This window comes from Pseudovibrio exalbescens DSM 16456, assembly GCF_000422785.1.
GTDB lineage: Bacteria > Pseudomonadota > Alphaproteobacteria > Rhizobiales > Stappiaceae > Pseudovibrio > Pseudovibrio exalbescens.
On record NZ_KE383918.1, the window covers coordinates 162,657 to 178,525 of the forward strand.

Annotated in this window: 11 protein-coding genes; 3 read left to right on the top strand and 8 right to left on the bottom strand. The window is 55.5% G+C overall.

The features are described 5' to 3' along the window. Positions 1-3 precede the first annotated feature (3 nt). The 5 genes from ileS to G512_RS0115430 all read right to left on the bottom strand — a co-directional run bounded on the left by ileS (position 4) and on the right by G512_RS0115430 (position 6,950). Positions 4-2,928 (bottom strand): isoleucine--tRNA ligase, encoded by a 2,925-nt coding sequence (gene ileS / locus G512_RS0115410; RefSeq protein ID WP_028482488.1) that lies wholly within the window; start codon positions 2,926-2,928, stop codon positions 4-6. A 361-nt stretch (positions 2,929-3,289) separates the two neighbouring features. Continuing rightward, positions 3,290-4,336, bottom strand: coding sequence for a DMT family transporter (locus G512_RS0115415; RefSeq protein ID WP_208975035.1), 1,047 nt, complete (start codon positions 4,334-4,336; stop codon positions 3,290-3,292). Between the two features lie 40 nt (positions 4,337-4,376). Then, the gene (locus G512_RS21405) at positions 4,377-5,336 is read right to left on the bottom strand and encodes a DMT family transporter (protein WP_051269442.1); all 960 of its coding nucleotides are present in this window, start codon (positions 5,334-5,336) and stop codon (positions 4,377-4,379) included. Between the two features lie 35 nt (positions 5,337-5,371). Next, a complete protein-coding gene (locus G512_RS0115425; RefSeq protein WP_028482490.1) occupies positions 5,372-6,370 on the bottom strand; it encodes a bifunctional riboflavin kinase/FAD synthetase in 999 nt (332 codons plus the stop codon). Positions 6,371-6,494: 124 nt separating this feature from the next. Next, positions 6,495-6,950, bottom strand: coding sequence for a MaoC family dehydratase (locus G512_RS0115430; protein WP_028482491.1), 456 nt, complete (start codon positions 6,948-6,950; stop codon positions 6,495-6,497). 275 nt (positions 6,951-7,225) lie between these two features. Between G512_RS0115430 and G512_RS0115435 the strand changes: the two genes are divergently transcribed. Then, positions 7,226-7,609: a response regulator gene (locus G512_RS0115435; RefSeq protein WP_028482492.1), complete on the top strand. Its 384-nt coding sequence runs from the start codon at positions 7,226-7,228 to the stop codon at positions 7,607-7,609. 191 nt (positions 7,610-7,800) lie between these two features. Then, positions 7,801-8,502 (top strand): protein phosphatase CheZ, encoded by a 702-nt coding sequence (locus G512_RS0115440; RefSeq protein WP_208975036.1) that lies wholly within the window; start codon positions 7,801-7,803, stop codon positions 8,500-8,502. Positions 8,503-8,558: 56 nt separating this feature from the next. Here the strand turns inward: G512_RS0115440 and G512_RS0115445 are convergent, their stop codons facing one another. Continuing rightward, positions 8,559-9,419 carry a TIGR01459 family HAD-type hydrolase gene (locus G512_RS0115445; protein WP_036489873.1) on the bottom strand — a complete coding sequence of 287 codons (861 nt, stop codon included), beginning with the start codon at positions 9,417-9,419 and terminating at the stop codon, positions 8,559-8,561. Between the two features lie 170 nt (positions 9,420-9,589). Between G512_RS0115445 and mutL the strand changes: the two genes are divergently transcribed. Continuing rightward, a complete protein-coding gene (mutL, locus tag G512_RS0115450) occupies positions 9,590-11,527 on the top strand; it encodes a DNA mismatch repair endonuclease MutL (protein ID WP_028482495.1) in 1,938 nt (645 codons plus the stop codon). A gap of 699 nt (positions 11,528-12,226) precedes the next feature. Here mutL and G512_RS0115455 read toward each other — a convergent pair. Further along, entirely contained in the window at positions 12,227-13,564 is a 1,338-nt protein-coding gene (locus G512_RS0115455) for a porin (protein ID WP_028482496.1), read from the bottom strand. An 850-nt stretch (positions 13,565-14,414) separates the two neighbouring features. Beyond that, entirely contained in the window at positions 14,415-15,722 is a 1,308-nt protein-coding gene (locus G512_RS0115460) for a porin (RefSeq protein ID WP_028482497.1), read from the bottom strand. Positions 15,723-15,869: the final 147 nt, after the last annotated feature.

Sequence of the window (15,869 nt, forward strand, 5' to 3'; positions counted from 1 at the left end):
GGCTTAGGCCGCGCCTTCCAGTTCGCGCATGGCCTGAGCATCGCGCAAGGTCAACTCAGGATAATCCGCATCTGTTCCAACCTCCGGCAGGATCTTCCAGCAGCGAGCACACTTTTTGCCCTCTGCCAGACCCGGCACCACTGCAACATCGGCCACGTCTTCAAGACGGAAGGCTTCTGCGCTGGTCGGTTCGCTGGAGAGTGTCAACTGAGATGTAATGGAGATCTCGGCCATATCCAGCCCCTCAAGAGCCGCAAGCAGCTCCGGATCAGTCACATGGACCACGGGGTGAGCTTCCAGAGAGGCACCAATCCGCTTCTCGCGGCGTTCCACTTCCAGCGCGCCAGTGATCACACGGCGTACTTTGCGCACCTTCACCCACTTTGCCGCAAGGGTGTCATTGCGCCATTCCGCTGGGACTTGCGGGAACTGTTCCAGATGGATCGAGCCGACGTCTTCGCCATAACGGTGGGTCCAGCATTCCTCCGTCGTGAACGGAAGGATTGGGGCCATCCAGGTCACCAGATGACGGAACAGCTGCTCTATGACATAGAGCGAAGCCTTGCGTTTGACGGATGACAGCGGGTCACAATACAGCGCATCCTTGCGAACATCGAAATAGAACGCGGACAGTTCAACAGTCATGAAGTTGAACAGCACCGAGAACACGCGCTTGAAGTCAAAAGCGTGGTAGCTGTCTCGCACCAGCTTGTCCAACTCGGCCAATCGGTGCAGCATCAGCTGCTCCAACTCCGGCATGTCGGCGACGGCGACTTCGTCACCTTTGTAGTGCGCCAGAGAGCCGAGCATGAAACGAAGCGTGTTGCGCAGTTTCCGATAGGAATCCACATTGGTCTTGATGATGGACGGACCGATACGCTGGTCTTCGGCATAGTCAACCGATCCCACCCACAAGCGCAGAATATCTGCGCCGTATTGCTTGATCACGTCCTGCGGTGCCACCGTGTTGCCAAGCGACTTGGACATTTTGCGCCCATGCTCATCCATGGTGAAACCATGGGTCAGAACCGCATCATAAGGGGCGTGGCCGCGCGTGCCGCAACTCTCCAGCAGCGATGAGTGGAACCAGCCGCGGTGCTGGTCGGTGCCTTCCAGATACAGCACGTAGTCTTCACCGCCGAGGCCCTTGCGGTTCGGGTTCAGGTCTTCCCGGGGCTCCATGCAGAAGGCATGGGTTGATCCTGAATCGAACCAGACGTCGAGAATGTCATCCACCTTCTCGAAATCATCAGAGCTATAGTCGTTCCCAAGGAAGCGCTCCTTGGCGTCCTCGGCAAACCAGGCGTCGGCACCTTCTTCGCGGAATGCGGCGCTGATACGGGCATTGACCGTTTCATCCTGCAGGATTTCGCCTGTCGCCTTGTTCACGAAAATCGTGATTGGAACACCCCAGGCGCGTTGACGCGAAAGGACCCAATCGGGACGGCTCTCGATCATGTTGTGAATGCGGTGTTGGCCGCTGACCGGCACAAATCGTGTTTCCGCAATGGCCTTGAGAGCCCGGGCCCGCAGAGTGTCGCCTTCACCTTCCAGTTCCTTGTCCATGTAGACAAACCACTGGGGGGTGTTGCGGAAGATCAACGGAGCCTTGGAGCGCCACGAGTGCGGATAGGAGTGTTTTACTTTGCCGCGTGCAATCAGAGCGCCAACTTCAAGCAGTTTGTCGATGACTGCCTTGTTGGTGGTACCTTCACCGCCCTTGCGGTTCAGGATGTAGTGGCCCTCAAACAACGGCACATGCGGGTAGTAAGAGCCATCCTCCTGTACGGTGAGTGGAACTTGTTCCGTACCAGCCTTTGCAAACGTTGCCCGGTTTTCCAGGAACATCTGGAAGTCGTCCGCACCATGACCCGGAGCGGTATGAACAAAGCCCGTACCTGCGTCATCAGTAACGTGGTCACCGGCCAGCATCGGCACGTAGAAGTCGAAGTAACCATCGGCGCCTTCTGCACCACGGAACGGGTGGCCGCAGAATTCGATCTTGGAGGGATCAACATCTGCAACGCGCTCGAAAGCTTCAACTCGAGCCGCCTTGAACACGTCTGCCGCCAGATTGTCGGCCAGAACAAGCTCTTCTCCGACTTTTGCCCAGTTGTCTTGCGGAGCCTCGGTCACCTTGTAAAGGCCATAGGAGATGGAGTGGGAGAACGAGACAGCGCGGTTGGCCGGGATCGTCCACGGAGTCGTGGTCCAGATCACCACGTTTTTGCCAACAAGGCTGTCGTCGCCGGTCAAAACCGGGAATTTTACCCAGATCGTGTGGGATTCGTGATCCTGGTACTCCACTTCGGCTTCGGCCAGAGCTGTCTTCTCAACAACCGACCACATGACTGGCTTGGAGCCGCGGTACAGCTGTCCGGACATGGCGAACTTCATCAGTTCCTCGGCAATGATCGCCTCGCTGTCGAAGTTCATCGTCAGGTATGGGTTGTCCCAGTCGCCCTCGATGCCCAACCGCTTGAACTCGTCGCGCTGTACATCGATCCACTTGGCTGCAAAATCGCGGCATTCCTTACGAAACTCGTTGACCGGGATTGCATCCTTGTTTTTGCCCTTTTTGCGATACTGCTCTTCGATTTTCCATTCGATCGGCAGTCCGTGGCAGTCCCATCCCGGTACATAATTGGAATCGTATCCCTGCATCTGCATGGCACGGGTCACGATATCCTTGAGCACCTTGTTCAGGGCGTGGCCGATGTGGATGTTGCCATTGGCATAGGGAGGTCCATCATGCAGGATAAACTTGGGTTTGCCCGCAGCCTGCTGACGCATTACACGATAAAGGTCCTGATCTTCCCAACGTTTCAGGATCTTGGGCTCGTTCTTTGGCAGGCCCGCCCGCATGGGAAAATCGGTTTTTGGCAGATTGAGCGTTTCGGAATAATCGCGGCTCACGGTCTCGGTCATCTTAATAGATCCGCAGTTCTGGGCTCTTGGCCCTCTGTATTCTGGAGATTAAGCGCAAAAATGCGCTGTAAATGCGTTCGTGGGGCCGCACGCGTTTCGGCGCAGGCCTTGTCTTCCCGGTCCTTCTGGGCGCGTCAGTGTGCGCAGCCACGGAAGGCCGGGCCAATAATTCGAAATGCGGCTCCAATATGTATAGCTAGACAGGAACTCATCAGATTTACCAGTTCACGCAACATAAGCAGTGCATTTAGCAGCGATTTCGGCAGGAATAAAGGCCTGTCTTCAGGCTTGCCCTCATTTCCTCTCAGCGAAACTCATCGGCTCATCCAGGAAACCTCAAGTCACACGCGTGTGCTTGTGGCTATTGCGTAGCGCGTTGAGCTTTGGCCACCTTGCGTTCGCGGTATGCGATGTAAATGCCACCTCCTGCTATCAAGGCCACACCAATCCACACGGATGACTCAGGGATGTCGCCAAACACCAGGTACCCGATCAACGTGGCACTGATTATTTCGGTGTAGTTCAATGGTGCAAGGGCTGACGCGGGCGCGCGCTCAAAGGCCATGACAACCAAACCGTGGGACACAAGAGAAATGGCGGCAACAAGAAGGAACAGAGGCATCACGTCCATCGGCGGTGTGGTCCAGGCCGCTGGTGCAAAATCGAGAAGAGACGCGATCAATACCAGCGGTCCCAGCAAGACGATGCCTGACAGGCCAACGGTAAACTGCGTTCCCAAAAGGCTTGTGGATCCTGAAAGCTTGCGGGTGAACATCAGGTAGGTCGCAAAGGAAGTTGCGGCGCAAAGCGGGAGCAGCGAGTAGAGCCCCAACGCATTGGTTCCGGGTCGAATGATGATCAATGCACCCACCATGCCAATTGCAACGGCAGACCAGCGCCGTATTCCCACTTGTTCTTTCAGGAAGACTGCGGAAAAAACCGTGAGGATCATGGGTTGCACAAAAAAGATCGCGATCGCATCGGCCAGCGGCATGTATTTGACAGCGCTAAAGAAAAACAGTGATGCGATTGCCAGACAGCTGCCGCGGATCAGCTGCAGGCGGTTCATCTCACGCACAATCGAGCCGACACTGCGGCCAAAGCACAGGCCCAGACCCAAGGCAAACAGGCTTTGCAGGGCAAAGCGGACAAAGGCGACCTGTACCGGAGAAACATAGTCTGCCAGATACTTCGCGGTAGCGTCCATCGCCGGCAGAATGGACATGCCCGCCATCATCAACAGAATGCCGGAGAGTACGTTGGCGTTCGGAGCGCCACTATCAGGAGTGGAACGGGACATGGTTTCTAACAGTGCAATGGAGTGACAGGCGTCGGCCAGCGACGAAGCGATACCTGTGGCTTGCCCAAGTTGCGCGCCGAATGCAAGCCTTTTAACCCGGTTCGTCACATGCGGTCTTAACAACCGTAATGCTGCAAGCAGTTCACGCTCAGGGAGGGCTGATCTTGTTGGCGCGGGCTGCGATCCGCTCTCTGTGAGCCAGATAGATACCGCTGGCCGCCAGAATGCCCACGCCCAGCCAGACGGCGGTATCGGGAATCTCGTTGAAGAAAAAGAACCCGATCAGGGTTGCTGAAATGATCTCTACATAACTGAGTGGCGCAAGAAGGGAGGCGGAGGCTCGCTCGAACGCCATGATCAAAAGGCCTTGGCCCGCCAGGGCGAACGCGGCCAGGAACACAAGGAAAAACGAGGGAACGAGCCAGCTATCGGGCCGGGCTTCAAGAACGGGTGGTTCCCCAAGGCCGAGAACCATCATCACAAGAAGAGCCGGGACCATGACTATTGTTCCGGTCAGGCCGATGGCCAACTGCGCCCCCAAAACGGAGGCTTGTCCGGAGAGCTTGCGCGTCATCATGAGATACAAGGCAAAAGCGGTTGCCGCGCCCACTGGCAACAACGCATAGATGCCGAAAATGCCAGATCCCGGACGGACGATTACCAGCACTCCGATAAATCCGAATAAAACGGCGGCCCAGCGGCGCGGCCCTACGTCCTCTTTCAAGACCACGGCGCTCAGGCCAGTCAAGATCATGGGCTGAATGAAAAAGATGGCGATAACGTCGGTCAGCGGCAGGTATTTGAAGGCCACAATGAATTGCAATGAGGCCAGTACCAGAAAACTGGCGCGAAAAATCTGCACAGGGGTCAGCTCACGCCACAGGTTTGACAGGCGAATGCCTTTGGCAAAGGCAATGACCACCACCATCGCTGTTTGAACGCCGAACCGAAATACCGCGATCATGAGCGGTGAGAAGTAGTCCGAGAGGTACTTCACCACACCGTCCGACCCGGAGAGCAGGAACAGGCCGCAACAGAAAAACAACACGCCTTGAAGTCCAGGGCTGAATAACCCGGTTTGTGCAGGCGCTGAACGCTTGATCGCCATCCGAAGTGTCCTTTGACGGGCGCGGAGGGGCGCACCTACATTTGAGGTAGAGTGGTATCCAGATCAGAAAGCGGACGCAGTGATGCGATCATGGCCCGCGCTTCTGCGCTATCTTGGTCCATTTGGGCAATCAATGCGTTAACACCGTCGAACTTCATTTCAGGGCGAATGAAGCCAACGAAGTAGACCGTTAGCATCTTGTCATAGAGGTCGCCCGCAAAGTCGAAAACATGCACTTCCAGTAACGGCGCGCCATCGTCAAAGGTCGGGCGCCGCCCAAACGATGCCACCGCAGGGTGAACCTCACCCTCGATCTTGACCTGAACGGCATACACGCCATGCCGCAGCTCCGCGTTGGGTGCCAGTGCGAGATTGGCAGTTGGATATCCTAGATCCCGTCCCCGCTTCTCGCCGTGCTGTACCTTGGCCTCGGTGAAATAGCGGTAGCCCAAAAGCGCATTTGCCAGCGCAATGTCGCCTGTTGCCAGCGCGGCGCGCACCCGAGAAGAGGAAATGACTTCACGATTCTCGTCTTCTTGTGGGTCGACAATGCGCACGCTGAAGCCATGGGTGTCGCCCGCCTCCTTCAAGAACTGCGGGGTGCCTTGGCGCGCTTTGCCGAAATGGAAATCATAGCCGGTGATGCTCTCGCTGATCGCCATGGTATCGATCAGGATATCGCGGACAAACGCCTCGGCGGACAGGCCGGCAAATTCTTTCGTAAAGGGAAGTTCAAGCAAGCCATCGAAGCCAAGCGCTTTCAGTATTTCTGCTTTGGCATGACTTGGGGTTAGTCTGAAAACTGGTTCAGAAGGCTTGAAGAACGTGCGCGGATGCGGTTCGAATGTCATTACCAGCGCAGGTACACCGCGGCGCGCGGCTTCATCCAGTGCATACTGCAGCACGGAGCGATGGCCACGATGAACGCCGTCGAAATTTCCTATCGCAACAACCCCGCCCTTCAGCCCCTCCGGAAACGAGGCGAGGTCGGTAATATGATGAAACGGTTTCGTAGAGGCTGGCGCAGCGTGCATAAAAACAGTCCCAGATTAAGGCCATGAGTGATGGCGACACTTGCCGGTTTGCAGTGTTTACGTCAAGCGTCACCAAAAGCCAATGTTGTTGGCAACGGAAGTACGCGCCACGCCAGAGACAGGTTTAGTGCCCTTCAAGCTTTTCCGGGGCGTCCTCTGCCAATGGTACTTTCACCAGCGCTTCCCCTTCGAGGACGATCGTATCACCCACGGTGCAGGTGCAAGTGAGTCGGGCCCGGTGCCCTTTTTCGATCAGTTCGGCGACTGTCACGACCACATGAATTTCGTCTCCGATGTGGACAGGGGCCTTAAAATTTAGAGTTTGAGATAAATAAATAGCACCTGGGCCCGGAAGTCGGGTGCCAAGTATGGCTGAGATAAGGCTCGCGGTATAAAGACCGTGAGCGATCGGCGTCTTGAACGGCGTTTTGGCAGCAAAATGCTGAGAAAGATGAATGGGATTGCGATCACCCGAAAGCTCTGCAAAGCCGATAATGTCTTGAGCCTTAACGGTTTTTACCAGCTCTTCGGACATGCCGACATACAGGTCCTCGTAGGATAGGGCGCGTAGATGAAGCATGCTGTATCCTCTGAAGTCTGAGGGGGAGAAGGAAAAATGGTGCAATGCAGCATGGCGAGTGTACGCACCCTGTTAATAAACTGCAATTGCTTTAATTCGCTGAACAGCTGCAATTGTAATATTAACCTAACCTTCAGAGGCGGGTGATAGTTCACGAGTGAGCAGGTCAACGGACCCATCCCGCAAACTACGTAGACCGGGTGGGTGCTGCGCCGTTGACTGGCCTAAGGAATTGCGTGGGGCAAGCAGGCCCAGCTGACAACATGGAGATGTACATGGCACTTGATCTTCAGATGCCAATTCTGGTTGTTGATGATTACAAGACCATGATTCGGATCATCCGGAATTTGCTGAAGCAGCTCGGCTTCAGCGACATTGATGATGCGGCGGATGGAGCTGAAGCATTTGAGAAAATGAAACAGCGTCGGTACGGCCTGGTTATTTCTGACTGGAATATGGAACCGGTAACGGGCTACGAGTTGCTGAAACAGGTGCGTCAAGATGCGAACCTGAGCAAGACGCCATTCATCATGGTGACGGCAGAATCCAAAACGGAAAACGTGATCGCGGCCAAAAAGGCTGGCGTGAACAACTACATTGTGAAGCCGTTTAATGCGCAGACGCTAAAAGGCAAAATCGAAGCCGTGTTTGCGGAATAAGACTGGCGAACGCGTCCTGTCTCGAGAAAATGGAGGTCACGCGCCAGCGATATGGCGTGGTTTATGCGTGACCTGACCGTGAGGCATAGGGATCAACCCAAGGAAAGGCCCCTCCGGGATCGCTGCGATCTTACGGAAACAGGTGAGGTGTGTCTGTCCATTGTCTGTGCTGCCCATGAAGGAACCCATCAATGGCCATCAAGAAAGCCGATGTGAAAAATGTAATCGCATTCCTTGAAGAGAACCGGACCCGCAATACGGAAGTCACGTTGAATGACGTGATCAAGTTGGCGGAGGTCATGGCCAGTTCCATCAGGGATCTGGTGCACAGTACAAGTCCATCCATCACCGATGAATTTTCAGCCATCAGCTTTGAAATCAAGCGGATGAAGGATGAGATCGGGCGACTTCGTGTTTCAGACATGAAGCACAATCGCATTCCGGAAGCCGGCCGTGAACTGGATGCCATCGTCACCTCCACGGAAGAAGCCACCAATACAATCATGGAGTCGGCTGAAGCCATCATGGCGGCCGATACCTCTGATGCCGAAGCCTATCAGGCGGAAGTCACCAAGCAGGTGATGGAGATTTTTGAGGCCTGTGCGTTTCAGGATATTACCGGCCAACGCATCTCAAAGGTTGTGAATACGCTGAACTTCATCGATCAGCGCGTATCCAAGTTCATTGAAGAAATGCGGCTCGCGCAGGAACAGGAAGAGCATCAGCATGAAGAAACGCCCGAAGAGCGCCGCGCGCGGGAACTGATTCTGCATGGCCCGCAGCACAATGGCGAAGGGGTGTCGCAAGATGACATCGATGCCTTGTTGAACGGGGATGACAAGGGAGGCGACAGCGGCTCAAGTCAGGATGATATTGATAAGCTTTTCCCGTAAAAGCGCCGGAGCGGGCCCGTAGCCCGCTTCCTTTTTGGGGTGGTAACGCGTGTGTTTTACCAAACAAGACGATTGATTGCTGCCTTTGCGTGAAGCCCGTTTTCCGACAAGAGATTAGTTACATCTTCGGCTGTCGGGTGTTCGCCGAGAGCTTCAGCATGAATGCCCTGCGTGACAAACAGGCAATCAATCTGTTGCCCGTTCGCACCCTTCACGTCAGTTGGCATGCCATCCCCGATGGCCAGAATTCGGCTGCTGTCCAGCGCCCGGTCACATTTGCCAGCAAGGCGCGCAACCGCCAGATCATAGATGGGGGCATGGGGTTTGCCCATGATGATCGCATTGCCGCCCATCTCGCCGTAAAGCTTGGCCAAGGCGCCTGCGCACCACACCAGCTTGTCGCCTTGTTCGGCAACAACATCCGGGTTGGCGCACAACAGCGGTACGCCGCGCCCAATCAGTGGCTCAAACAGAGGACGATAGTCTTCGGGCGTTTCGCTGCGTCGATCGAAAAGACTGGTGCAAAGCACCAGTTCAGCATCCTCAGCCTCGGTAAATTTAAGCCCCAGATCCATATAGGAGCTGGCATTGTCTTCACGGCCCACATGGTAAATCGCCCGTGGCTGCGTGTCCCGCAGGTGTTGGCGGACCACATCGCCAGAGGTCGTGATGTCATCCCAAGCGCTATCAGGGATTCCCATGGCACGTAGATGGTCGGCAATAAAGGTGTTGGGGCGAGGGGCATTGGTAAGCAATACCACTCGGCCGCCTTTCTGCTCGCGATAGCGCGTCAGTGCGTCAACCACACCGCGCCGTGGGCGCTGTCCGTTGTGAAGAACGCCCCAGACGTCGCAAAGAACGCCGTCGTAATCTTCACAGATCTCAGAGAAACCGTTAATCAGAGGAATGGGGGACATGCGCACGCTCCTGCTTCAGAGCCTGAAGGGTCTGGTGATGAGTGTCAGTTTGGTCTGCTTTTGGGTCTTGCCCCGTGCTAAACCGTTTTAGCTCAGCAGGCATCGGGTAGCCGACCGCTGCGGTAAAGTCCAGCCCGGTTTTCATTTAGACGTCAGTTCATGGAGGCGGAATGGCCGTCAAACAGCTCAGTGATACGGTGATTAACAAGATCGCGGCCGGTGAAGTCATCGAGCGTCCGGCAAGCGTCATCAAAGAGCTGGTCGAAAACGCCGTAGACGCTGGCGCGACCCGCATAGAGGTGGTCACGGCGGCTGGCGGCAAGAGCATGATGCGCGTTACCGACAATGGCTTGGGCATGACACAACAGGACCTTACGTTGGCTGTGCAGCGTCATTGCACATCCAAACTGATGGATGATGACTTGTTGTTGATCCGCACGATGGGCTTTCGCGGCGAGGCGCTGCCGTCGATTGGGTCTGTAGCGCGGTTGGAAATCTCAACCCGCCATCAAAGCGAGCCGCATGGATGGAAGATTGACGTCAATGGCGGTGTGAATTCTGACGTTGTGCCCGCTGCCCTGAATCAAGGGACACGGGTAGAGGTCAAGGACCTGTTCTTTTCCGTACCGGCGCGGCTGAAGTTTTTGAAAACGGATCGTGCAGAGACCATGGCCATCAACGAGGTGGTCAAACGCATCGCTCTGGCCAACCCCGGCATCCGTTTTTCCATGGCAGGTCCCGATCGCCGCGATACCGAATATCCGGCCTGTACGGGCGACAATGCCCATCTGGCCCGGATTGGGCAGATACTTGGCGTGGACTTTACAAAAAACGCGCTGGAAATCGATGCGGAACGGGAAGGGGTGCGTTTGTCCGGTTTTGCAGGCCTGCCCACGTTTCACAGGGCCAATGCGCAAAGCCAGTTCTTCTTTGTGAACGGGCGTCCGGTTCGCGACAAGCTCCTTCTTGGCGCGTTGAGGGCTGGATATGCGGATGTTTTGGCCCGCGATCGTCATCCGGTTGTTGTGCTGAACGTGGCGCTCGACCCTCAACATGTCGATGTCAACGTGCACCCGGCAAAGGCCGACGTGCGCTTTCGTGACGGTCAGTTGGTCCGAGGCTTGATTGTTGGGGCGTTGCGCCATGCTTTTTTGGCTTCGGGCCATCGGGCATCTACGGCTAACACGCAGGCGACGGTGCAGGCCATGCGCCCGGTTGGCGAGGGGGGCTCCGGCGGTTCGGCGGCGCCATTCCGCACCCACAGCGGTGCCAGCACATATCGCCCGCCACGTGAGGAATATGCGCCGCGTGATTATGCATGGCAGCAATCTGATTTTCGGCCTGAAGCTGGCAGCTCCAATGAAACACATGGACCGGCTGGTCAAACACCGTTTTTCAGCGGTACTGAGCACTCTGCTCCAGTTGCACCTTCAGGCGTCGCCGAAGCGCAAGCGCCTTTTGAGAGCTTGGAACAACCCTCTGCTGACGCTCGTGCATTCGCCGAGGGCGTGCCTGACGATCGTGAGGCTTTCCCATTGGGAGCGCCACGCGCGCAAGTCCATGAAACCTATATCATCTCACAGACCCGGGATGGGCTCGTGATCGTCGACCAGCATGCGGCCCACGAGCGATTGGTTTATGAACGGCTGAAAGCCGAGCTGGCCAGCCAGAAGGTGCCGACGCAGCTGTTGTTGATCCCGGAAGTTGTCGAACTGCCTGAGGACGAAGTGGGGCTTTTGGAAGAACGCGCGGCTGAGTTGGAGGAAGTCGGGTTGGTGTTGGAGCGCTTCGGGCCCGGCGCAATTGCGGTTCGGGAGACACCTGCCATGCTCAAGCGTCTCAATATCAAGGCCTTGATCAAGGATTTGGCAGATGATTTCGCTGAATGGGAAACCTCCTCCCGGCTGCGTGAAAAGTTGGATCATGTCGCCGCAACTATGGCCTGCCACGGATCTGTGCGGGCAGGGCGTCGCATGAGGCCTGAGGAGATGGACGCGCTGCTGAGGGAAATGGAAGTGACACCCAAGTCGGGCCAGTGCAATCACGGTCGTCCTACCTGGATTGAGTTGAAGCTGAGCGACATTGAGCGCCTCTTCGGGCGTTCGTAACCAGGCATTTCCGACTGCAAGGGATCCCTGTCCGGAGCAGTGCCGTGGTGCGAGTTTGCGGTGCATTAGGCGGTGCTCTGCGGGTATATGATGATTGAGCGCACTACTATAATCGCGGCTTCAGACGTTTTTTACTGTGCTTGGTTGGGCCTGCCGAATAGGCAACGGTATTCCGGTGTGCCCTGCTGTTGTTTGCGGTTCCTTCGTGCTGTTCATCAGTGTGAGAAGAACCAGCGATGAGTGCTGGGTTGCACACGAAAGAACAGGTTTTAGGTGAGGCTGTGGTTGGTGCGACCCGGGACGGTTAAGAGCCCTGCCTGTGCTTGCAATTCCAGAAAGGTGAGCGACAAGTGCCTGTTGCATCTGTAACACTTTCTTGCTCGGCGTTGGCCGGCTGGTAGGAATACAGAGGTTGCTGCATTCGTGCTACCCATGGAGTGGAAAACTGGCTGGCGCTGGTTGTATTGGCGCAGGTCGTGTTAATTGACCCTGATCCCTGATCCCTGATCCCTGATCCCTGATCCCTGATCCCTGATCCCTGATCCCTGATCCCTGATCCCGGTCAATTCTTCATTCAAAAGACTGATGTTTACAGCAAGGCGTGCAGGTGGCTTTGCGTGTGTTGTCGAATAAGCGGACCCTTAAACGTTTTCAGCCGCGCAGGGTGACTGCGCGGCTGATGGGTTCTGCTAAGTGGCCTCAGAAGTCCCGCTGAACTCGGATGAGAACAGTGATGATGTCATTGTCACTTGGCGTGGTGAGCGTGGACCCACCGGGAGATACCGCGTTATCAAAGGAGATGTTGCGGTAACCCAGTTCCGTACCAATCTCGAAGCCGCTGACCGGCGTCCAACCGACTTTTGCGTTCAAGTCGAACTGATCAAAGTCGTAGAAGTTCTTGTTGTCAGCTTCGGCGTAAGACAGCTGAAGTGCTGAGTTGAACTCAGGTGTCCACTCGGTGTAGAAACCACCGGCGATGGACCAACCTTCAGAGGTACCGGACTGATTGCGCGTAGATTCTCCGACAAGTCCTGTCGGGAAGATATCTGTTGCATCAAAGACGGTTGCGCCCCAGTCACTGTGGATGTAGCCGAGAGCCCCGTTGGCGTATCCGCCCTGCAAGGCGAAGAAGGTTCCGCTCAAGAAGTTGCTGAAGTCAAGTTCAACACCGGCGCCGATAGCCCATCCCACTTCTCCGCTTGCGACGGAGGACAGGTACCGAACTTCCTGAACCGCACCCATCAACTGAGCGCTACCCCAGCCCTGGTCCACACGAATGTTACCAACAATGTTGGGCCAACGGTGTCCGCCGTATCCTTGGCTGTATGCAGGACCGCCAGCAGGCTGTGGATACAGGTAGGAGCCAACGTACAGGCCTTGCTGACGGAACGAACGGTCTTCAAAGGCCAATGATGCCGAGAAGCCGTTTCCGAAGTCTGCCGTGTAACCGGCAACCCATGGGTTGTCATCGGAATAGGCAACCGTCGTGATGGCACCGTAGGCATAACCGGTCCAGAAGTCGTAGAACGACTTGGCCTTACCAACGGTGAGGCCGCCAAACTGAACGAAGGCGTAATCCAGCGTCAGCGAAGTCCCACCGGCAGAGCCGAATGATCCTACGTTATTGTCATTGCTTGGCCGGTCAACAACCGTTGAGGGCCTTGCATTGCTGTTGGCGCTGAACGTTGGTGTATCCACGGTGGCAAACATGTCGATGTAAGCGCGCAACAGGCCGTATTCGGTCTGCGTACGAGCATCCATCCGCAAGTAACCACGAGCGCGGGTCGATGTGTCGTTCAGGGTGCGGCGGTCCCAGTTGTTGGGGGCATCACCAAAGTCATTCCAACGGTATTCAGCACGGACACGACCCCGGATCCGCAAGCAGGTTTCAGTGCCGGGAATGAAGAAGTAACCGTCGCCGTATGCGTCACAGATCTGGACGTAATCTACGGGCTCCGGGGCGACGGGAAGATCCGCCGCATAAGCGGGGACTGCACCCATAGCGAGTGCTGCTGCAGTAAGTGTAAGTTTGCGCATTTTCGACTCCTGGTTTGGGTCCTTACCCACTCCTTTTACTAGGTAAAAATCACGTTATACTTGTCTCAATAAAATATAAGAGCAAGCAAACTCTGTTTTTATTGTGATACGCGAATTCCCTGTGCCAATTGATTGCACCTGATCTCTTAATCATCAATAACTCGATTAAAAATAACGCAGGGTAAGTAATCGTCAGTGGGGAGCTGTTTCATTCCTGCAACGGTTTTCCATCAAAACTGTCAGAACTACATAATATGATAGAGTGGGTGCCTCCTGAATTACTTTAACTATCTGTTATTAAAGAGATTCGTGGGTGATGGCGCAGAGACTGATATAAGTGGTGGGAGTCGACGAGTAAGGGGTATTGGACGCCTTCAGGGACGAATCAAGAGACTTGGAAGTCGCCGATTGCTGATTTGTTGTTTATGGTAAAAAATATCAAACATAAAGTAATGGAAAGTAATGATTGAGTTTGGTTTGTGATCATTTCGGTGTGGGGCGTCGGGCTGGGCGCATCGTGAGGTGCTTGCCGCTCGCGTGGTGACCTGCACTTCCGTTCAGTATCAACGGCGGTATGGATTCATTGTGAGAAAGCCGGGGGCGGGGGAGTTTTGAGCTGCGCTGCACCGCGTGCGCGATCTCGCGCCCTGTGTGCGTGTCCAGATGCAATGTGCGTCCGGATGCGTTCGTGCGTTCGTTCGTTTGAAAGAAACCGTGAAGATGGGCGTTCAGTTCCGCGCTATGGCGTTTGGTATACCTTCAAGGGCGCGGAAAGTGACCGAAAACGGTCTAGAAGCCTGCGATCTTCTGGTGAGCAGATCCCGGTCCAACGGCAAAGTGGTGGCTGAGGTTAGAAATCACGTTGAACGCGGATCATCCAGGTCATGATGTCCTGATCGCGAGGACGCGAAATTGGTTGCGGCCCGCCGGGTGCTGTTGCGTTGTTGAAGTCCAGATGGCGATAACCGACCTCGGTGCCGATCTCAACGTTGTTCACTGGCGTCCAGATCGCGGTGGCAAGAACATCTGTTTGCTGCACATCCCAAAAGAGTTTGTTGTCCGCTTCAGCATAAGATGCTTCAAAGACGGTGCTAAAAGTTCCACTCCAGTACTTTTGCAAACTGCCAACCACCGACCACGCTTCACCCGTACCACTGCCGCGCCGTGGGGCGCTGCCGCCACCGGTTGGAAATACGGTACTGGCATCATAAACCGTCGCGCCCCAATCGCTGTGCGCATAGGCCAGTGCCCCATACGCGTAGGTAGACTGCAGAGCGAACCGAGCATCACCCATGAAGGGCAAGTTCAGCTTCACACCACCGCCAATGGCAAATCCCACATCGCCGTCAGGTAGCGATGACAGATATCTGACATCATGCAGGGCACCCATGATCTGGGCGCTTCCCCAACTGCCATCAAAGCGCAGATTTCCCACAACATCGGGCCAACGCTGGCCAGCATATTCCTGACTATAGGACGGATCCAGATTGAGATAAGGCCCGACAAACAGCCCTTGTTGGCGATAGGCCCGATCCTCGAAGGAAAGTGAGGCCGAGATGCCTTGCGACAGGGGCAGGGTGTAGGCAGCGACCCATGGCTTGACATCCGAATACGCTGTCGCAGTTACAGCGCCAAAGGCGTAGCCGGTGAAGAAATCATAAAACGACTGCGTCTTTCCCGCAGTCAAACCGCCAAATTGCACGAAAGCATAGTCCAGCCCCAAACTGGTGCGCCCGGCAGGGTCAAAACTACCTTGCTGGTTGTCATCGGATGGGCGGTCAACCACTGTTCCTGTTGTTTCCGAAAAGCTCGGCGTATCCACGGTAGCAAAGAGATCGATATAGGCACGCAACAAGCCATATTCGGTCTGCGTGCGAGCATCCAGCCGAGCATACCCACGGGCGCGCATGGTGGTCGCGTTTTGTGTCCGTCTGTCCCATGCATTGGGCTCATCACCGAAGTTGTCCCAGCGCAACTCTGTCCGAACGCGCCCCTCCACCCGAAGACACGTATCAGTACCCGGCAATACAAAAAAGCCTTCGCCAAATGCATTGCAAATCTGCACATATTCTGCAGGTGCCGTTTCGGGCAAATCCGCGGCCGTCCCGTAGGAGACGGGGAGGGTGAGAGAAAGGACGCTGATCGCAAAACGACGCATCAGGGCGCCTCCCGGTTCACGCACGCACACTACCACAGACCACCCACAGCAATGCACTGGGTGCTCATGATAGGATGCTAGTTATTTGAGTTTCGATGACTCCATGAATAGGGACAAATACGCTTTCTATCAGTAGTTTAGATACAT

What these genes read in the sequence shown, in the direction of transcription:
- ileS (WP_028482488.1), bottom strand. Translation starts at nt 2,928, where the DNA reads ATGACCGAGACCGTGAGCCGCGATTATTCCGAAACGCTCAATCTGCCA.
- G512_RS21405 (WP_051269442.1), bottom strand. Translation starts at nt 5,336, where the DNA reads ATGGCGATCAAGCGTTCAGCGCCTGCACAAACCGGGTTATTCAGCCCT.
- G512_RS0115425 (WP_028482490.1), bottom strand. Translation starts at nt 6,370, where the DNA reads ATGCACGCTGCGCCAGCCTCTACGAAACCGTTTCATCATATTACCGAC.
- G512_RS0115430 (WP_028482491.1), bottom strand. Translation starts at nt 6,950, where the DNA reads ATGCTTCATCTACGCGCCCTATCCTACGAGGACCTGTATGTCGGCATG.
- G512_RS0115435 (WP_028482492.1), top strand. Translation starts at nt 7,226, where the DNA reads ATGGCACTTGATCTTCAGATGCCAATTCTGGTTGTTGATGATTACAAG.
- G512_RS0115440 (WP_208975036.1), top strand. Translation starts at nt 7,801, where the DNA reads ATGGCCATCAAGAAAGCCGATGTGAAAAATGTAATCGCATTCCTTGAA.
- G512_RS0115445 (WP_036489873.1), bottom strand. Translation starts at nt 9,419, where the DNA reads ATGTCCCCCATTCCTCTGATTAACGGTTTCTCTGAGATCTGTGAAGAT.
- mutL (WP_028482495.1), top strand. Translation starts at nt 9,590, where the DNA reads ATGGCCGTCAAACAGCTCAGTGATACGGTGATTAACAAGATCGCGGCC.
- G512_RS0115455 (WP_028482496.1), bottom strand. Translation starts at nt 13,564, where the DNA reads ATGCGCAAACTTACACTTACTGCAGCAGCACTCGCTATGGGTGCAGTC.
- G512_RS0115460 (WP_028482497.1), bottom strand. Translation starts at nt 15,722, where the DNA reads ATGCGTCGTTTTGCGATCAGCGTCCTTTCTCTCACCCTCCCCGTCTCC.